At 46.6% G+C, this 18,759-nt stretch carries 12 protein-coding genes and 3 rRNA genes; 13 read left to right on the top strand and 2 right to left on the bottom strand.

All coding sequences use genetic code 11. The features are described 5' to 3' along the window. Positions 1-35 precede the first annotated feature (35 nt). Entirely contained in the window at positions 36-1,946 is a 1,911-nt protein-coding gene (gene gyrB / locus H1230_RS01345) for a DNA topoisomerase (ATP-hydrolyzing) subunit B (RefSeq protein ID WP_239713882.1), read from the top strand. Positions 1,947-2,031: 85 nt separating this feature from the next. On the opposite strand, the gene H1230_RS01340 is transcribed toward gyrB, so the two are convergent. Beyond that, positions 2,032-2,901 (bottom strand): YheC/YheD family protein, encoded by an 870-nt coding sequence (locus tag H1230_RS01340; RefSeq protein WP_239713881.1) that lies wholly within the window; start codon positions 2,899-2,901, stop codon positions 2,032-2,034. A gap of 448 nt (positions 2,902-3,349) precedes the next feature. Between H1230_RS01340 and gyrA the strand changes: the two genes are divergently transcribed. From gyrA to H1230_RS01310, 6 genes are all read left to right on the top strand, one after another. After that, positions 3,350-5,890, top strand: coding sequence for a DNA gyrase subunit A (gene gyrA, locus H1230_RS01335; RefSeq protein ID WP_239713880.1), 2,541 nt, complete (start codon positions 3,350-3,352; stop codon positions 5,888-5,890). A 164-nt stretch (positions 5,891-6,054) separates the two neighbouring features. Next, the gene (locus H1230_RS01330; protein WP_239713879.1) at positions 6,055-7,155 is read left to right on the top strand and encodes an HD-GYP domain-containing protein; all 1,101 of its coding nucleotides are present in this window, start codon (positions 6,055-6,057) and stop codon (positions 7,153-7,155) included. Positions 7,156-7,580: 425 nt separating this feature from the next. Then, positions 7,581-9,138: ribosomal RNA gene (locus H1230_RS01325) — 16S ribosomal RNA — on the top strand. Positions 9,139-9,493: 355 nt separating this feature from the next. Further along, positions 9,494-12,424: ribosomal RNA gene (locus H1230_RS01320) — 23S ribosomal RNA — on the top strand. A 79-nt stretch (positions 12,425-12,503) separates the two neighbouring features. Next, positions 12,504-12,620 (top strand): 5S ribosomal RNA (rrf, locus tag H1230_RS01315). The 16S, 23S and 5S rRNA genes sit together here, the layout of an rRNA operon. 265 nt (positions 12,621-12,885) lie before the next feature. Further along, positions 12,886-13,305 carry a hypothetical protein gene (locus tag H1230_RS01310; protein ID WP_239713878.1) on the top strand — a complete coding sequence of 140 codons (420 nt, stop codon included), beginning with the start codon at positions 12,886-12,888 and terminating at the stop codon, positions 13,303-13,305. Between the two features lie 89 nt (positions 13,306-13,394). On the opposite strand, the gene H1230_RS01305 is transcribed toward H1230_RS01310, so the two are convergent. Next, entirely contained in the window at positions 13,395-13,919 is a 525-nt protein-coding gene (locus tag H1230_RS01305; RefSeq protein ID WP_239713877.1) for a hypothetical protein, read from the bottom strand. 208 nt (positions 13,920-14,127) lie between these two features. On the opposite strand from H1230_RS01305, the gene H1230_RS01300 reads away from it, so the two are divergent. From H1230_RS01300 to holB, 6 genes are all read left to right on the top strand, one after another. Further along, a complete protein-coding gene (locus H1230_RS01300) occupies positions 14,128-14,313 on the top strand; it encodes a sigma factor G inhibitor Gin (RefSeq protein WP_154122682.1) in 186 nt (61 codons plus the stop codon). Positions 14,314-14,529: 216 nt separating this feature from the next. Further along, positions 14,530-16,110 carry an aminotransferase class I/II-fold pyridoxal phosphate-dependent enzyme gene (locus H1230_RS01295; protein WP_239713876.1) on the top strand — a complete coding sequence of 527 codons (1,581 nt, stop codon included), beginning with the start codon at positions 14,530-14,532 and terminating at the stop codon, positions 16,108-16,110. After that, positions 16,111-16,752: a dTMP kinase gene (gene tmk / locus H1230_RS01290; protein ID WP_239713875.1), complete on the top strand. Its 642-nt coding sequence runs from the start codon at positions 16,111-16,113 to the stop codon at positions 16,750-16,752. An 89-nt stretch (positions 16,753-16,841) separates the two neighbouring features. Further along, positions 16,842-17,171 carry a cyclic-di-AMP receptor gene (locus tag H1230_RS01285; RefSeq protein WP_036678844.1) on the top strand — a complete coding sequence of 110 codons (330 nt, stop codon included), beginning with the start codon at positions 16,842-16,844 and terminating at the stop codon, positions 17,169-17,171. Between the two features lie 103 nt (positions 17,172-17,274). Further along, complete coding sequence (locus H1230_RS01280; RefSeq protein ID WP_239713874.1) at positions 17,275-17,718, top strand: YaaR family protein; 444 nt, start codon at positions 17,275-17,277, stop codon at positions 17,716-17,718. Between the two features lie 20 nt (positions 17,719-17,738). Next, positions 17,739-18,713, top strand: coding sequence for a DNA polymerase III subunit delta' (gene holB, locus H1230_RS01275; RefSeq protein WP_239713873.1), 975 nt, complete (start codon positions 17,739-17,741; stop codon positions 18,711-18,713). Positions 18,714-18,759: the final 46 nt, after the last annotated feature.

Below are 18,759 nucleotides of genomic sequence, written 5' to 3'. Positions count from 1 at the left end.
AACTAAAAGATAATCTGAAAGAAGTAGGTGAAGGCATGTCAATGAATCAACCCAAATATGATGAGAGCCAGATTCAGGTACTGGAAGGGCTGGAAGCGGTCCGGAAACGTCCGGGCATGTATATTGGTTCCACTAGCGCCAAAGGTCTGCATCATTTGGTATGGGAGGTCGTCGATAATAGTATCGATGAAGCACTAGCTGGTTATTGCGACCGGATTGATGTGATCATACATGAGGATAACAGCGTAACGGTTATTGATAATGGCCGCGGTATCCCTGTAGGTGAGAATGAGAAGTTGAAGAAGTCGACGCTGGAAGTCGTTATGACTGTCCTGCATGCTGGAGGAAAGTTCGGCGGTGGCGGATATAAAGTATCAGGCGGTTTGCATGGTGTAGGTATATCTGTAGTTAACGCCTTGTCTGAGAAACTCGTGGTTACGGTCAAACGCGAGGGTTTTATCTATCAGCAGGAGTATAAACGCGGTGCACCAGAATATGAAATCAAAACTATCGGTGAAACGGATGAGACGGGAACTACAATAACTTTTCATTCCGATCCTGAAATATTCACCGAGACAAGAGTAATAGAATATTCAACGCTGCTTACTCGTATTCGCGAGTTGGCATTTCTTAACAAAGGAATCGAAATCTCGTTGATGGATGAACGTACAGGAGTCTCAAATGTTTTCAGATACGAAGGCGGTATTGTTGAGTACGTTAAGTATTTGAACGAAAACAAAGAAGCCCTGCATGATGATCCGATCTACGTAGAAGGGTCACGAGATACGATTCAGGTTGAAGTAGCGCTACAGTATAATGATTCCTATACAGAGAATATATATTCTTTTGCGAATAACATTAATACACATGAAGGCGGAACCCATGAGTCTGGCTTCAAAAGTGCATTAACGCGTATCATCAACGATTATGCTCGTAAGACAGGTGTAATCAAGGATAGTAACTCCAACCTGACCGGTGATGATGTTCGTGAAGGTCTGACGGCTATTATTTCCGTCAAAATTCCAGAACCACAATTCGAAGGACAGACCAAAACTAAGCTGGGTAACAGTGAAGTTCGTGGAATCGTGGAATCACTATTTGGAGAGAAGCTGCAGCAATTCTTGGAAGAGAATCCAGCCGTATCGCGTAAGGTATTGGAGAAATCCCTATCCGCTTCTCGCGCTCGTGAGGCTGCACGCAAAGCACGTGAACTAACCCGCCGCAAGAGTGCTCTTGAGGTCAGTGCATTGCCCGGAAAGCTGGCTGACTGTTCATCCAAGGATGCCTCGATCAGTGAATTGTATATCGTCGAAGGCGACTCTGCCGGGGGATCGGCCAAGCAAGGACGCGACCGCCATTTCCAGGCGATTCTACCGCTGCGTGGCAAGATTCTGAACGTAGAGAAAGCACGTCTTGATCGTATTTTATCCAATGCTGAAATTCGGAATATCATTACAGCACTGGGTACAGGCATCAGTGAAGACTTCGATCTTGCTAAAGCTCGTTACCATAAGATCGTTATCATGACAGATGCTGACGTAGATGGCGCACATATTAGAACACTGCTGTTGACATTCTTTTACCGGTACATGCGTAAGCTGGTAGATGCGGGATATATCTATATTGCCCAACCGCCACTGTTCAAGGTAGAACGTAACAAGGTGATCCGCTATGCGAACTCGGAGAGAGAACGAGATGAGATCATTGCTTCATTCGGCGAGAACGTTAAAGTAAATGTTCAGCGCTACAAAGGTCTGGGTGAGATGAATGCGACCCAGCTTTGGGATACGACTATGGATCCTGAGACTCGAATGATGCTGCAGGTAACGATTGAAGATGCGATTTTGGCTGACGGTATTTTTGACACCCTTATGGGTGATAATGTCGAGCCACGCCGCGAATTCATTCATGAGCATGCTAAATCTGTAAAGAACCTTGATGTGTAATTTATATAGCAGTTTAGATTAAATCCCAAAAGAGCCTCCGCTTCTGTTCCTAACGGAATAGTATAGCAGGAGGTTCTTTTTTATATTATTTGCACATTCGTGTAGTTTTTCTCCGATGCGAAGAATAAGTGGCTTTAATTCCTTTCAGGCGTCCGTAGGCTAGAGCATAACGATGGATTTTACGATAAATAGATTTGTTGGTAAACATTTTAAATACAAAAATCGCGGGTAGGGTGTTGACCTCTAAGATCCACATATCATGGTGCTGATCTATAGCAACATCCAGGCCGATTTCTCTGATTCCCGGGTAATCCGTTTGTAATTGTCCGGCAATTTGAACACCTAATAATTTTAATTGGTTAATCATTGTACTGGTTTCAAGAGAATTCATATGTTCCTTGAACAACTTATTTACGGAAAGGATAGTGCCCCCGTTATGATAATTTGTGACGATTTTCTGTGGGGCTGCTACTCGGCCTAGCATTCCCGTTGTTTCCCATGCCCCTGTTGGATTCATCTGAGTAAGCACCCGTAGATCAAAAGGCCGGTTGCGGTAATGGAGCAGATCAATTCCCTTCTGAATTAAGTAGGGTCTTTCTTGAAATCGAGTAAGCAAAGCCTTGTGCATATCTTCAAGTGAGGTGAAGACCTCAGCTGCTTTACCGTATCTTAGAATATACATAATCTGTTCCTCTATGCCTTGATGGGGGTCGGGATTACTGATGTCTTGTTGATTGTTCGGTTTTAGGGCTACAGACCTTTGTTCAGCTCTCATTACACCGTTGCCGTAGGTTCCACGGTCTGGTTTGATGTAGACCGTTGTATATAATCCAAGCAGTTCCTTAAGGGAAGACAAGTTATATTGACGGGTATCTGGGACATATGCGGATAAAGATTGGTTTTGTAGAATAGCCTTTGTTTTAGCCCATTTACTGGAGACCCGCTGGATCCTCATTATTTTTCCTCCTTAAAAGTTTTGCGCAGCATTTGCTCCTTCTTAGTTTCTTTGTACAAAACTTACTTCGTAAGCATAATTTTTTGCAGCTGAAATTTTAGGACAAGCTACTTAAACAATGGTATAATATGAGGATGTGGGGCTATGTCTTATGAGACGATTTTAGGATGATATACTTGAAATATACGAAAATTTAATTTTCAAGATATTCTTTATCCTTATATTTTTGCCGGGAAACGGATGCCATCCGTAGAGGTATGGAGCAGACGTTTCTTCTTATCTGTATAGTCTATGTACTGCTGATATTTGCGGAAAGGGCATATACCCTTATCACGGCAAAAGAAATTAATATTAGAAGATAGAAGGCTATCAGGTTTAATTGTGCTACTTTTGTGAAAGTAATATAATTATGGGTAGCGGTTTTTAACTGAAGGAGGTCCAGCAACTCATGGCTGAACAAAATAATCCGCAAGTCAAAGATCGGGACATTGGTGAGGAAATGCGTGAATCCTTTATGGATTACGCGATGAGCATCATTGTCAGCCGGGCTTTGCCAGATGTGCGGGACGGCTTGAAGCCGGTTCACCGACGCATATTGTTTGCAATGTCGGAACTTGGAATGTCTTCGGACAAACCTCACAAAAAATCGGCAAGAATCGTTGGGGAAGTTATTGGTAAGTATCATCCTCACGGTGACTCTGCGGTTTATGAAACAATGGTACGCATGGCTCAGGATTTCTCGATGCGTTATATGCTTGTAGACGGACATGGGAACTTTGGTTCTGTTGATGGAGACATGGCTGCAGCAATGCGGTATACAGAGGCTCGGTTGTCCAAAATTGCCGGTGAAATGCTTCGTGATTTAAATAAAGAAACTGTTGATTTTGAACCCAACTACGATGGTGAAGAAAATGAACCTGTAGTATTGCCATCCCGTTATCCCAATCTGCTCGTGAACGGGGTATCTGGTATCGCTGTAGGTATGGCTACCAATATTCCGCCGCATAATTTGGGTGAGGTTATCGATGGTGTGCAGGCAATGATCAAGAATCCTGATATTACACCTATGGAGCTAATGGAATATATTCAAGGTCCAGATTTTCCTACTGCCGGATTTATTCTGGGTCGTGAGGGCATTCGTCAGGCGTATAATACGGGGCGCGGATCAGTTACAATGCGTGCAAAGGCGACGATTGAAGAGAATAACGGTAAAGCACGCATACTTGTGCATGAGCTGCCTTATCAGGTAAATAAAGCAAGATTAGTTGAGAAGATTGCAGAATTAGTACGTGAGAAGCGGATAGAGGGCATTACAGACCTTCGTGATGAATCAGACCGTAACGGGATGCGTGTTGTTGTTGAATTGAGACGCGACGTCAATCCTAGTGTTGTACTAAATAATCTGTATAAACATACTTCTATGCAGTCGACGTTCGGCATTAATATGCTGGCTATCGTCAACAAAGAGCCAAAGATACTCAATTTGCGTGATGTGCTTTATCATTATTTGCAGCATCAAATTGAAGTTATCCGACGTCGTACAATATTTGATTTGAAGAAGGCTGAAGCAAGGGCACATATTTTGGAAGGTCTGCGCATTGCACTGGATCATTTGGACCAAGTAATCGCTTTGATCCGTGCCTCCCGCACAACGGATATCGCACGTGAGGGGTTAATGGAAACATTCAGTCTCAGTCAGGAGCAGGCTCAAGCCATTCTTGATATGCGGATGCAGCGCCTGACCGGTCTGGAACGCGAAAAGATTGAGAATGAATATAACGAGCTGATGATCAAAATTGCGGAATATCGTGAAATATTAGCTAATGAACATCTTGTGTTGGATATTATCAGTAGCGAGCTGCAAGAAATTCGTGATAGATATAGTGATGACCGTCGGACGGAAATCACCGTTGGGGAAGAAAGTATTCTCGATGAGGACCTTATTCCACGTGAAGAGGTTATTATTACTATCACGCATACCGGCTATATCAAACGGTTGCCAGTCAGCACCTACCGCAGCCAGAAGCGTGGCGGCCGAGGCGTTATTGGTATGGATACTAAGGATACAGATTTTGTGGAGCATCTCTTCGTGAGCAACTCTCATAATTATCTACTGTTCTTCACGGATAAGGGGAAGGTATACCGGATTAAGGCATATGAGATTCCGGAACTTGGTCGTACTGCACGTGGTACGCCAATTATCAACCTGATTCAGATTGAACAGGGAGAGAAGATTAGTGCCGTGATCCAGGTACAGGAAGCAGATAAAGATAAGTATCTATTCTTTTCTACCCGTGAAGGTATTGTCAAGAAGACTCCTCTTGAAGACTATAACAACATCCGTAAGGGTGGACTGATTGCCATCAATCTTCGTGAAGAGGATTCACTAATTGAGGTCAAGCTGACCGATGGCCAGCAGAACTTGATTATTGGTACCGCACGCGGGATGTCTATTACGTTCTCCGAGAACGATGTGCGGTCTATGGGGCGCAGTGCGACTGGTGTCAAAGGCATCACGCTCGACAGCCGCGATCACGTTATAGGCATGGATTCTGTGGATAAAGATCTTGAGGTTCTGATCGTTACTTCCAAGGGCTATGGCAAACGGACACCAGCCGGTGATTATCGCTCCCAGACTCGTGGAGGTAAGGGGATTAAGACGATTAATCTTACTGAAAAGAATGGTCCAGTAGTCGGTCTGAAGGTTGTTAAGAATGACGAGGATCTGATGATTATTACAACTAGTGGTACCTTGATCCGAACAAGCATGGACGGCATCTCTACAATGGGTCGTTATGCTCAAGGTGTTAAGCTGATTAACATCCGTGAGGATGATGCAGTGGCTACCCTTTGCAGAGCCGATAAGAATGAGGAGGACGAATTGTCCGACTTAGTAGAAAGCGAAGAGGGTCAAAGTGTAACAGAAGAAGCAGGGGATACTGAACAGCCAGAGATAGGCATTGTGAGTGAAGAGGATAACCTGGAATAACAATAAATAATGCTAAACGGAAGTTTCTTATTAGAAACTTCCGTTTTTTTTGAATATCGCTAGAACGATTACTAATAATTTTAAGGATAGCTTTACTCCATACTAGTCGCTTGCATTTATCCGTACTATAATTGAATACATAGAGCATTCTGGGGGCTGAGCATATGCCAAACATAACGGTTGGAGAAGTTAAACCAGGTTCAAAGATTATAAAAGATGTAATAACACCTTTGGGAGGAATTTTGTTCACTAAAGGAAAAGTGTTGCTACCGCGAGATTTGGATATTTTACAAGCCTTTTTGATTCAACAGGTGGAGATCGAGGGTAGCGAAAGTGAGGCGAAAACTTCCGATCCTCTAAAAGCAGCTACTAAACCAGCACCGCCCAAAGCAGGGTCCATAATAAATGAATCAGTATTGGCTAAAAGCAATTCCCCGCTTCACGATGAATACGACAAAATGTTAGCGCTCATTAAAAAAAGTTATCTTTCCATTGCAGCTGCGCCTCTCCCCATTTTTGAACTGCGGAGCCAATTGGAAATATTAATTAATCATTTAAAGGATTATAATATTCTGAAGTTTGCGCCTCGTACGCTAAATGATCAGGACTATAACTATCACAATGCAGTGCTGTCTGCGTTAACTTCATATAAAATTGTCCAGTGGTGTGGATACCCGCAGAAAGAATGGATGCAGGCTGCTTTTGGCGGTCTACTACATGATATTGGGAATGCAAAGGTGGACGCCTCGCTTCTGCAAAAGCCAGACAGTCTCAACAGCACTGAAATAGAAGAAGTTCGCAGACATACTACCTATGGATATCAATTGTTGCGTAATGTTACAGCAATCAATGAGGGAGTGAGACTGGCAGCTCTTCAGCATCATGAGAAAGTGGACGGTTCCGGTTATCCTCTTAGGCTTGAAGGCAATCAGATTCATTTCTATGCCAAGATAGTTGCAGTAGCGGATATATTCCATGCAATGACACTGGAAAGAGCGTACAGAAAGGCTAAGTCCCCTTACTTGGTATTGGAGCAGTTATTGACAGAGAGCTTCGGTAAATTAGACCCCGTTATTGTTCAAACCTTTATTCAAAAGACGACAGAGTTCTATAATGGGACCAGAATACGTCTAAACGACGGCCGCCATGCAGAAATCATATTCACTGATCGTAACAACCCCACGCGGCCTATGGTGCAAGTGGAAGGTAAGATAGTTAACTTAGCACAGGAACGTGAGCTACATATTCAGGAAATTATTGCTTGATGCATCTATAGAGGTATCCCATAGATAGCTGTACTTTATCAATGATTGCTGGTGAGCAAGCAGCAATGGATAAGTACAGTTATATCTTTGAGAACAATTTTTAAATAAAGCTTGCAATAAATCTCCAATCATGATATATTCTAAGTCCGGCCGAGAGACATCAACGCCGAGCACGAAATTGAAATAAAAAAAGTGCTTGCATTACACGAATGAATATGATATATTATAAGAGTTGCTGGTGAGACATTAAACGCCGACAACGAGAACTTGATCTTTGAAAACTGAACAACGAGTGAGTGGGATTTTACGAAAGTGAAATCCAAAAGAAGATGAGTTTCACGGCATTTATGCTGGAGTAAACTTGTCGGTTGAGAATGTAAATTCTCGTCAGAGGTTTCAAAATGAGCAATCGCTCTTTTCAATACAAATTGGAGAGTTTGATCCTGGCTCAGGACGAACGCTGGCGGCATGCCTAATACATGCAAGTCGAGCGGAGTTTTGTTGAAAGCTTGCTTTCAACAGGATTTAGCGGCGGACGGGTGAGTAACACGTAGGCAACCTGCCCCATAGTCTGGGATAACTACCGGAAACGGTAGCTAATACCGGATAATTCCTTTTCCCACCTGGGAAGAGGATGAAAGACGGAGTAATCTGTCGCTGAGGGATGGGCCTGCGGCGCATTAGCTAGTTGGTGGGGTAACGGCTCACCAAGGCGACGATGCGTAGCCGACCTGAGAGGGTGAACGGCCACACTGGGACTGAGACACGGCCCAGACTCCTACGGGAGGCAGCAGTAGGGAATCTTCCGCAATGGGCGCAAGCCTGACGGAGCAATGCCGCGTGAGTGATGAAGGTTTTCGGATCGTAAAGCTCTGTTGCCAGGGAAGAACGTCTTATAGAGTAACTGCTATAAGAGTGACGGTACCTGAGAAGAAAGCCCCGGCTAACTACGTGCCAGCAGCCGCGGTAATACGTAGGGGGCAAGCGTTGTCCGGAATTATTGGGCGTAAAGCGCGCGCAGGCGGCTATTTAAGTCTGGTGTTTAAACCTTGGGCTCAACCTGAGGTCGCACTGGAAACTGGGTGGCTTGAGTACAGAAGAGGAAAGTGGAATTCCACGTGTAGCGGTGAAATGCGTAGATATGTGGAGGAACACCAGTGGCGAAGGCGACTTTCTGGGCTGTAACTGACGCTGAGGCGCGAAAGCGTGGGGAGCAAACAGGATTAGATACCCTGGTAGTCCACGCCGTAAACGATGAGTGCTAGGTGTTAGGGGTTTCGATACCCTTGGTGCCGAAGTTAACACAGTAAGCACTCCGCCTGGGGAGTACGGTCGCAAGACTGAAACTCAAAGGAATTGACGGGGACCCGCACAAGCAGTGGAGTATGTGGTTTAATTCGAAGCAACGCGAAGAACCTTACCAGGTCTTGACATCCCTCTGAATCCGCTAGAGATAGCGGCGGCCTTCGGGACAGAGGAGACAGGTGGTGCATGGTTGTCGTCAGCTCGTGTCGTGAGATGTTGGGTTAAGTCCCGCAACGAGCGCAACCCTTATGTTTAGTTGCCAGCACATGATGGTGGGCACTCTAGACAGACTGCCGGTGACAAACCGGAGGAAGGTGGGGATGACGTCAAATCATCATGCCCCTTATGACCTGGGCTACACACGTACTACAATGGCCGGTACAAAGGGCTGCGAAACCGCGAGGTGGAGCGAATCCCAACAAAGCCGGTCTCAGTTCGGATTGCAGGCTGCAACTCGCCTGCATGAAGTCGGAATTGCTAGTAATCGCGGATCAGCATGCCGCGGTGAATACGTTCCCGGGTCTTGTACACACCGCCCGTCACACCACGAGAGTTTACAACACCCGAAGTCGGTGGGGTAACCCGCAAGGGAGCCAGCCGCCGAAGGTGGGGTAGATAATTGGGGTGAAGTCGTAACAAGGTAGCCGTATCGGAAGGTGCGGCTGGATCACCTCCTTTCTATGGAGAATCGTTTCCTGTAACGGAAACATTCGAACAGAAGCCGCAAGGCTTCTAGTAAACCCTTAGGGTTTGCACACACTCACTCGTTGCTCAGTTTTGAGAGTTGAAGCTCTCAATTTTGTTTTGTCTGTAAGGACGAACAAAACCTTGATCCTTGAAAACTGAATACCGAAACGAATTTGCGTTTTAGAACATTTTATCTGTCGCTTGTGTAAACGAGCGAAAGTGTATTATGGCTTAGCGAAGGTTTTCGATGGTGAAGCGACTTTTGGCTTTGAATGACCTGCGAACGGAGTGATCCGGTAGCAACATTCAAAACAAGATGAGTGAACAAGCGAAACACTGGAGCATTGGTTAAGCTAATAAGAGCACACGGAGGATGCCTAGGCGCCAGGAGCCGACGAAGGACGTGGCGAACAACGAAACTGCCTCGGGGAGCTGTAAGCAAGCTTTGATCCGGGGGTGTCCGAATGGGGAAACCCAGCTGTGGTAATGCACAGTTACTCATACCTGAATACATAGGGTATGTAGAGGCAGACCAGGGGAACTGAAACATCTAAGTACCCTGAGGAAGAGAAAACAATAGTGATTCCGTCAGTAGCGGCGAGCGAACGCGGAACAGCCTAAACCTAAGAGCTTGCTCTTAGGGGTTGTGGGACGTCTCACATGGAGTTACAAAGGAATATGGTAGGTGAAGAGGTCTGGAAAGGCCCGCGATAGAGGTAAAAGCCCTGTAGCCTAAACTGTGTTCTCTCCGAGACGGATCCCGAGTAGTGCGGGGCACGTGAAACCCCGTATGAATCCAGCAGGACCATCTGCTAAGGCTAAATACTACCTGGCGACCGATAGTGAAACAGTACCGTGAGGGAAAGGTGAAAAGCACCCCGGAAGGGGAGTGAAATAGAACCTGAAACCGTGTGCTTACAAAAAGTCAGAGCCCGATCTATGGGTGATGGCGTGCCTTTTGTAGAATGAACCGGCGAGTTACGTTTACCATGCAAGGTTAAGGTGAGAAGCCGGAGCCGCAGCGAAAGCGAGTCTGAATAGGGCGACTTGAGTATGGGGGCGTAGACCCGAAACCGTGTGATCTACCCCTGTCCAGGGTGAAGGTGCGGTAACACGCACTGGAGGCCCGAACCCACGCATGTTGAAAAATGCGGGGATGAGGTGGGGGTAGCGGAGAAATTCCAATCGAACTCGGAGATAGCTGGTTCTCCCCGAAATAGCTTTAGGGCTAGCCTCGGTATAAGAGTAGTGGAGGTAGAGCACTGATTGGGTGCGGGGCCCGCAAGGGTTACCAAGCTCAGTCAAACTCCGAATGCCATATACTTATTACCGGGAGTCAGACAGTGAGTGCTAAGATCCATTGTCGAAAGGGAAACAGCCCAGACCATCAGCTAAGGTCCCCAAGTGTGTGTTAAGTGGGAAAGGATGTGGAGTTGCACAGACAACCAGGATGTTGGCTTAGAAGCAGCCACCATTGAAAGAGTGCGTAATAGCTCACTGGTCGAGTGACTCTGCGCCGAAAATGTAACGGGGCTAAACACACCACCGAAGCTATGGCTAGATACATTGTATCTGGGGTAGGGGAGCGTTGTATATACGTTGAAGGTATACCGTGAGGAGTGCTGGAGCGTATACAAGTGAGAATGCCGGTATGAGTAACGAAAAGATCAGTGAGAATCTGATCCGCCGAAAGCCCAAGGTTTCCTGAGGAAGGCTCGTCCGCTCAGGGTAAGTCGGGACCTAAGGCGAGGCCGAAAGGCGTAGTCGAAGGACAACAGTTTGAAATTACTGTACCACCGTAATCCGCTATGAGCGATGGGGTGACGCAGGAGGGTAGTGACGCGGACTGATGGAAGTGTCCGTCTAAGCAGTGAGGCTGATGTGTAGGCAAATCCGCACATCGTTAAGGCTAGGCTGTGATGGGGAGCGAAAATTGTAGTAGCGAAGGTCATGATCTCACACTGCCAAGAAAAGCCTCTAGCCAGGAGAAGGTGCCCGTACCGCAAACCGACACAGGTAGGCGAGAAGAGAATTCTAAGGCGCGCGGAAGAACTCTCGTTAAGGAACTCGGCAAAATGACCTCGTAACTTCGGGAGAAGAGGTGCCTCGGTAGGGTGAATAGCCCGAGGGGGCCGCAGTGAAAAGGCCCAAGCGACTGTTTAGCAAAAACACAGGTCTGTGCGAAGCCGTAAGGCGAAGTATACGGGCTGACGCCTGCCCGGTGCTGGAAGGTTAAGGGGAGCGGTTAGGGGTTAAACCCGAAGCTGTGAACCGAAGCCCCAGTAAACGGCGGCCGTAACTATAACGGTCCTAAGGTAGCGAAATTCCTTGTCAGGTAAATTCTGACCCGCACGAATGGCGTAACGACTTGGGCGCTGTCTCAACGAGAGATCCGGTGAAATTTTAATACCTGTGAAGATGCAGGTTACCCGCGACAAGACGGAAAGACCCCATGGAGCTTTACTGCAGCTTGATATTGAATTTGGGTACGATCTGTACAGGATAGGTGGGAGCCAGAGAAGCAGGAGCGCAAGCTTCTGCAGAGGCGACGTTGGGATACCACCCTGATCGTATCTAGGTTCTAACCTAGTGCCCTTATCGGGTACGGGGACCGTGTCAGGCGGGCAGTTTGACTGGGGCGGTCGCCTCCTAAAGAGTAACGGAGGCGTTCCAAGGTTCCCTCAGAATGGTTGGAAATCATTCGCAGAGTGCAAAGGCATAAGGGAGCTTGACTGCGAGACCTACAAGTCGAGCAGGGACGAAAGTCGGACTTAGTGATCCGGTGGTACCGCATGGAAGGGCCATCGCTCAACGGATAAAAGCTACCCTGGGGATAACAGGCTTATCTCCCCCAAGAGTCCACATCGACGGGGAGGTTTGGCACCTCGATGTCGGCTCATCGCATCCTGGGGCTGAAGTAGGTCCCAAGGGTTGGGCTGTTCGCCCATTAAAGCGGTACGCGAGCTGGGTTCAGAACGTCGTGAGACAGTTCGGTCCCTATCTGTCGTGGGCGCAGGAAATTTGAGAGGAGCTGTCCTTAGTACGAGAGGACCGGGATGGACGTACCGCTGGTGCATCAGTTGTTCCGCCAGGAGCATGGCTGAGTAGCTACGTACGGACGGGATAAGCGCTGAAAGCATCTAAGCGTGAAGCCCCCCTCGAGATGAGATTTCCCAATTAGTAAGACCCCTTGAAGACGACGAGGTAGATAGGTTGGAGGTGGAAGTGCAGCAATGCATGGAGCTGACCAATACTAATCGGTCGAGGACTTATCCACAAACAAGCAAGAAACGCAGATTCGATTCGGATTCAGTTTTCAGGCGATTCAAGCCTGTGCATTTAGCTATAAATGCCCGTTTGGTGGCGATAGCGGAGGGGTTCCACACGTACCCATCCCGAACACGACCGTTAAGCCCTCCAGCGCCGATGGTACTTGGACCGAAGGGTCCTGGGAGAGTAGGACGTTGCCAAGCACCTAAGACCACTGTTGATCTTTCAACAGTGGTTTTTTGTTGTATTTTAAAAAGAGGTTTTAGGAATAGGTAAGAAGAATTATAAATCGTAATAAATGGCGCCAATAGGGTGACATTTTTGTTACCGACGCTGCGATTGATACAAGTATAATAGAAAAGTGCAAATATTAAGCATAATCTTGATACGAATGAACTACTGATAAATTATATTCTTGAATTTTCTTGTGTCTTTAGATGCATGTTAGAGGTAAGGAGGAGTTAAGGTATGAAGCGAAAGCGAACTCAACCTTTTTGGCTGCTAATGATTTTTTGTATTATTGGGATAATGCTGGTAGGCTGTGGAACGAAGGAGCCTGCTTGGGATTCTTTTGAAGGAGCGCTTAACGAAAAGGGCTTTCCTGTGCCTAAGGAAGCGAATTCGCCGGATAGGACTACTACAAATGTTGCTATGGACTATGTACGTTATTCCTTGCCTGGTCTGAAGGAAAAGAACGGTATACCGACACCCTATCTGGATGAGATCAAAGCATGGGGATGGCAGGAGCAGCAAAAGGAAGAATCAGGGGCCTCTGGTGTTTTTCAGAAGGATGCGCTGATCGTGCATTTAACGATGCATGACGACTATTTTATAGTAATGGTGCCAAAGGAAAAAAAGGCCTCCATCAAGGGGTTGGAGAGTAAATAGAAAATCGCCATCCAAATGCGGATGGCGATTTTTTTGTTTACCTGTCGGGGTGGGGATGTGGGGATAGAGCTATGTATAAGTTGTTTTTTTTACTGAGAATAATAGGATACATCGGTCGAGCTGAACTTGAGCATGCCTTCGCTATCTTCCCGTCTTAGTCGTAGCAGAATAAAGATTCGCGGCAGCAGTAGCCACATGTGGCATATCACTAGGGATACCGTAAAGGCTGGGGGAGACCAAACTATAAAAAAGGTAGCAATGCAAAGACCAATCCAAAAGTTATGGAGTTGCACTTTACGGAAAAGACGGTAGTTGATATATTGATCAGGCATATATCCCAGCCAAGGCAACTGATAAGAGGTTCTCCATCTTTTTATGATTGGGTGACCTGTAATAAGAAGGACGGAACGTGAAATTACGTATTGGATCCACACGACAATAGGAGCAGCGATAATCAAGAAGAAGATACTCCACCAAGAGACAAACAAGGTCTCTAACACGATGGATATGGGCAGGAGCGAAAGATAGATACGCATAAATGTATTTGTAATATTAATTTTCTTGATAAGTTTATATTGATAGAATGTGGCAGCGCCTTTGGTGTTGGATTCCATAAAAAAAGATTAACCTCCTCGCATGATTTCATATCACTAATATCGGCAAACCTAAGCGTTTTGTTAAACTTGCGGTAATAATCACCGAGAGGGCAAAGATGGAATATATATAATATACGATAATGAATGATATGAAAAAGCTATGAAAGGGTTTAAAATGATAGAAAGTGTATCATACTGTTCTTAAAAGAGTCAAGGTGGGATGGTTATGGAACAACAAACTGGGCAAGCATGTATTATTTGCGGGCAGGTCAAAGAGGAAGGTATAGTGATTGTCTCTCATTTCATTTGTGAGGACTGTGAGGCGGAGATGGTGCGTACGGAGGCGGAGGATGCCAAATACCGTTTTTTTATTGGGCGTATGAAAAAAATTGATTTACAAAAGAACGCTTGAATAATTAGATGCCTTGCTGATCAGGACTAGGTTGAAAAGACTGGGCGGTGGAACTGTGTCACGTTGTTTGGATAAGAAATGCTCTATGTAACGGTTTCACCGGCTTTTAGGCGGCGAAGCCGTTTTGTCGTTTTCTGATGCTTTGTACTGAAAATATAGGAGTTTGTGCTTATATGCGTTAAAATAGAAGGTAACCCCTAGTAGGAAGGGATATATATGAACAACGAACAGTGTAATAGGGCGCCTTTATATGAAATGCTGGAACAATATAGAGTTAAGGGTAATATCTCTTATCATGTGCCTGGTCATAAGAATGGTAAGGCATATGCAGGTACTACAGGGGCTGGGTATTTAAGTGAGATTATGAGGTACGATGTTACAGAAATAACGGGTACCGATGATCTGCATCATCCTGAAGGCGTTATTAAGGAAGCTCAGGAGCTGGCGGCCCATTGTTTTGGGGCTGAGGAGAGTTTTTTTCTGGTAGGGGGCAGTACTGCCGGCAATCTCGCACTGATTCTAACGGTATGCCCTGAGCCTGGAATGATCCTGATTCTTCAGCGCAATGTGCATAAATCAGTCATTCATGGTTTAATGCTGGCTGGTGTGAGGGCTGTCTTTCTGGACCCGCTGATTGATCCTCTCAGCGGTCTTGCGGTTGCTCCTGCGGCAGAGACGGTGCAGGCTGCTCTCGCAGCCTACCCAGATGCTGCCGCAGTGCTGATCACCATGCCGAATTATTACGGCATGGGCAGTGATCTTGCGCCCCTAGCACAGGCCTGTCATGACAGCGGCGTACCGCTGCTGGTCGATGAGGCGCACGGGGCGCATTACGGGCAGCACCCGGCGCTGCCTGCCGGGGCTCTTGCTTGTGGCGCGGACGGCGTCGTCCAGTCCACGCACAAGATGCTGCCTGCGCTCACCATGGGCGCTATGCTGCATATTCAAGGGCCGCGGCTGGACCGCGCCCTGCTGCGGCTGCGGCTCGCCATGGTGCAGAGCTCCAGCCCATCCTACCCCGTGATGGCGTCGCTCGATCTGGCCAGGCGGCTGTTGCACAGCCAGGGGGCCAGTGCCTTCACGGCGGGGCTTGCCGCCGTGGACATACTGCGCCGTGGCCTAGCGGAGCTGCCGCGCTATAGGCTTTTGCAGCCGTCAGCTCCACAACACGAGGCGGCGCACCTTACACAGGACCCCTTTAAAGCCGTCATTTATGACGTGACCGGGGTCCTCAGTGGCTTCGAGCTGCAGCGCAGGCTTGAGTGTCGAGGCTGCGTGCCGGAGATGAGCGATGACCGGCATGTAGTCCTGCTGTTCAGTCTCGGCTCAAGGGCTGAGGATTCAGTTCGATTGCTCGAAGCGCTTTGGGAGATTGAGGTTGAGTTACAAGCCGTTTCTATGTATGTTGAGTTGGAGCCCTGCTCAGACTTGGTGTCCGAATCGTTAACAGTAAATGTAGGGGATGGTGGCAACCCAGCTGTTTCCAGTAATATTTCCACGTGGAACAATTTGTGCAAAACACTAATCTCAGATCCGGTTCCTTTTTCTTTAAAGCCTGTGGCGGCAAGTTATACAGAACGTATTAAGCTTGAAGACAGCGTAGGTAGAGTGGCCGCGGAAATGGTCATTCCTTATCCTCCAGGTATTCCGCTATTGTATCCTGGTGAAACCATAACAGGACAGATAAGTAGAAGGCTAAGCGATTTAGCCGAGGGTGGCGCTAAATTTCAGGCGTGTGCTGATCCGGCCTTACAGCATATAGTGGTTTATAACATTAAGAAAGGCGGAGAAGGATAAGTGGGACGAGAAGGCTTCTTTATAACTTTAGAGGGGGGCGATGGCTCCGGAAAAACAACGGTGCTTGGCAGGGTAGCAGCCTATTTGCAAAATCGCTCGATGCCCTATTTGATTACTCGTGAACCTGGCGGAATTGAAATTGCCGAGAAGATCCGTTCTATTATTCTGGATCCTGCTCATACAGCGATGGATGCACGAACTGAAGCTTTGCTGTATGCAGCATCCAGAAGCCAACATTTGGCGGAGGTCGTTGAGCCTGCTCTAAAAGAAGGGCTAACGGTACTTTGTGATCGCTTTGTAGACAGCAGTCTTGTTTATCAGGGTTATGCAAGAGGTTTGGGAATTGATGAAGTATGGACTATTAATCGTTTTGCGATTGGTAACCGGATGCCGGACCTAACCTTTTATCTGGATGTTGATCCAGAAGTAGGCTTGGCACGGATTGCTGCGAATCAGGAGAGAGAAGTAAACCGTCTTGATCTGGAGAGCCTGGCATTTCATCAGATGGTTCGAGAGGGCTATCAATTAGTAGTTAAAGCTTATCCACAGCGAATTATTGTTCTTGATGCCAATCGACCGATTCATAGGGTAGAACAGGATATCGTACGTATACTCGAAGAGCGAGTATTAAAGGGTTTTTAATGAGTTTTGTCTAATATACTAAATAGTAATCGCACTGAAACAGTATGAATAAGGCTTGTTTTATATAACTTTAAGGAGGGAATGTGAAGATGAAGTTAATCATTGCAATTATCCAGGATAAGGACAGTAATCGGTTGTCCAGTGAGCTAGTCAAGGCCAATTTCCGTGCGACCAAGCTGGCCAGTACAGGTGGATTTCTGCGGGCAGGGAACACAACGTTTATGATTGGGGTCGAAGATAGCCAAATTGAGGCTGTACTGAACGTAATTCGCAACAGTTGTAAGGTCCGCGAGCAGCTTGTCACTCCTGTAACTCCGATGAGCGGGACAACAGATTCGTATTTACCGCTTCCTGTTGAGGTACAAGTGGGCGGGGCGACGGTATTTGTACTTCCTGTTGATCGTTTTGAGCATTATTGAGCATAATATGGAAATCTGCAATAACAGCTAGACTTATTATTACATTGTGGAGACCCGGAGCCGTTATAAATTGTATACTGTAAGAAGAGGCGGTAGATAACTTTTGAAAATCAATCCGGGATATAGGACGCTAAAAAGTGAACTGCCGATTACGGAAGGAACCAGCAGACCTATACAGCAGAAGACTTTCTCAGATGTATTTCAGCAGCAAAGCGAACAAAAAACAAGAGATGAGCTGAACCGCCAGATCAAGGAGATACAATCACAGGGTGACCGTTTATCTAAGACCATGACGATACGCGAGCTTACAATCTACCGGATAATGATTAAGAAATTTCTGGAAGAAACAGCGCGGCGTGGAGTTATTCTAAAAGAAACGCGGGGCTGGGATCGGCGGGGTCGGGGCAAACGCTACAAATTGCTGGAGGAGATTGATAGTGCTTTGCTTACTATGGCGGATGATTTACTCAATAGCGAGCAGGGTCGTATCGATTTGCTAGGTCGGGTTGGGGAAATTCGTGGATTATTGATTAACCTTTCTTTTTAAAAGCTACTTGGGAGGAATTTATGCCTTTTCATGATATATTGGGCCAGGAGGATGCCAAACGGTTACTTCAGAATGCCCTGCGTAAGGAAACCGTAAGCCATGCTTATTTATTCAGTGGACCTTCCGGCAGTGGACAAATGAAAACGGCGCTTATGTTTGCCCAAGCTTTGTTTTGTACCAAGTGCAAAGATGATGCTTGTGGGGAATGTCTCGAATGCCGGAAGGTGGAACATGGAAATCATCCTGATTTGACATTGCTGAAGCCAGATGGAGCAAGCATCAAGATAGATCAGATCCGGGAACTGCAAAAAGTGTTCACCTACCGCTCTGAAGGTGTTAATCCTAAGGTTTATGTTATAGATGAAGCAGACAAAATGACAGTACAAGCTGCGAATAGCTTACTAAAATTTCTCGAAGAGCCTCCTGCTCCGGCAGTAGGAATTCTGATTTCAGAGAACAGCCGTGCTTTGTTGCCGACTATTCAATCGCGCACTCAGCGTATTTCCTTTAGCCCTTTGGCTGCGGAAATGATGCTGCAAGCTCTCACAAGTGAAGGTGTTCCGGTGCCGTTGGCTCGGTGTGCAGCATCCTTGACATCAGGTCTAGACGGCTGCAGGGAGCTTCTGGTACAGAATTGGTTTGCAGAAATAAGAAATCTAGTGTTACAATTAGCAAAGGAGTCTATGGGCAAAGGAAGCACAGCGGTAGCAACCGTTGGGCAGAAGTTGTTTAAGACCGGGCTTGGTGAACATTTGGATATCCTTTTCAGTATGTTCCACCTGTGGTTCAAGGATATGCTCTACTTCCTGTATCGAAAGCACGAAAGTATCGTTTTCATAGATCAGTTAGACTTTATTTCCAGACATGCCCGTCAACGGACTACCGAACAATGGGTATCTTATATGGAATTTGCTGCAGACAGTAAGAGGAAGCTGCGGTTTAATGCCAATGCGCAACTTTGTCTGGAGCAGTTCTTAATCCGATTGGAAAGTTGAGAAGGGTTAGTTATGTTATATCCTCCGGATGTCGCTTCAGCCTGGA

This window comes from Paenibacillus sp. 19GGS1-52, assembly GCF_022369515.1.
GTDB lineage: Bacteria > Bacillota > Bacilli > Paenibacillales > Paenibacillaceae > Paenibacillus_AQ.
Note: the sequence above shows the minus strand (reverse complement) of the source record. Positions and strands in the feature narration are given on the sequence as shown.

What these genes read in the sequence shown, in the direction of transcription:
- H1230_RS01305 (WP_239713877.1), bottom strand. Translation starts at nt 13,919, where the DNA reads ATGGAATCCAACACCAAAGGCGCTGCCACATTCTATCAATATAAACTT.
- gyrB (WP_239713882.1), top strand. Translation starts at nt 36, where the DNA reads ATGTCAATGAATCAACCCAAATATGATGAGAGCCAGATTCAGGTACTG.
- H1230_RS01340 (WP_239713881.1), bottom strand. Translation starts at nt 2,901, where the DNA reads ATGAGGATCCAGCGGGTCTCCAGTAAATGGGCTAAAACAAAGGCTATT.
- H1230_RS01285 (WP_036678844.1), top strand. Translation starts at nt 16,842, where the DNA reads ATGAAGTTAATCATTGCAATTATCCAGGATAAGGACAGTAATCGGTTG.
- H1230_RS01295 (WP_239713876.1), top strand. Translation starts at nt 14,530, where the DNA reads ATGAACAACGAACAGTGTAATAGGGCGCCTTTATATGAAATGCTGGAA.
- gyrA (WP_239713880.1), top strand. Translation starts at nt 3,350, where the DNA reads ATGGCTGAACAAAATAATCCGCAAGTCAAAGATCGGGACATTGGTGAG.
- holB (WP_239713873.1), top strand. Translation starts at nt 17,739, where the DNA reads ATGCCTTTTCATGATATATTGGGCCAGGAGGATGCCAAACGGTTACTT.
- H1230_RS01330 (WP_239713879.1), top strand. Translation starts at nt 6,055, where the DNA reads ATGCCAAACATAACGGTTGGAGAAGTTAAACCAGGTTCAAAGATTATA.
- H1230_RS01310 (WP_239713878.1), top strand. Translation starts at nt 12,886, where the DNA reads ATGAAGCGAAAGCGAACTCAACCTTTTTGGCTGCTAATGATTTTTTGT.
- H1230_RS01300 (WP_154122682.1), top strand. Translation starts at nt 14,128, where the DNA reads ATGGAACAACAAACTGGGCAAGCATGTATTATTTGCGGGCAGGTCAAA.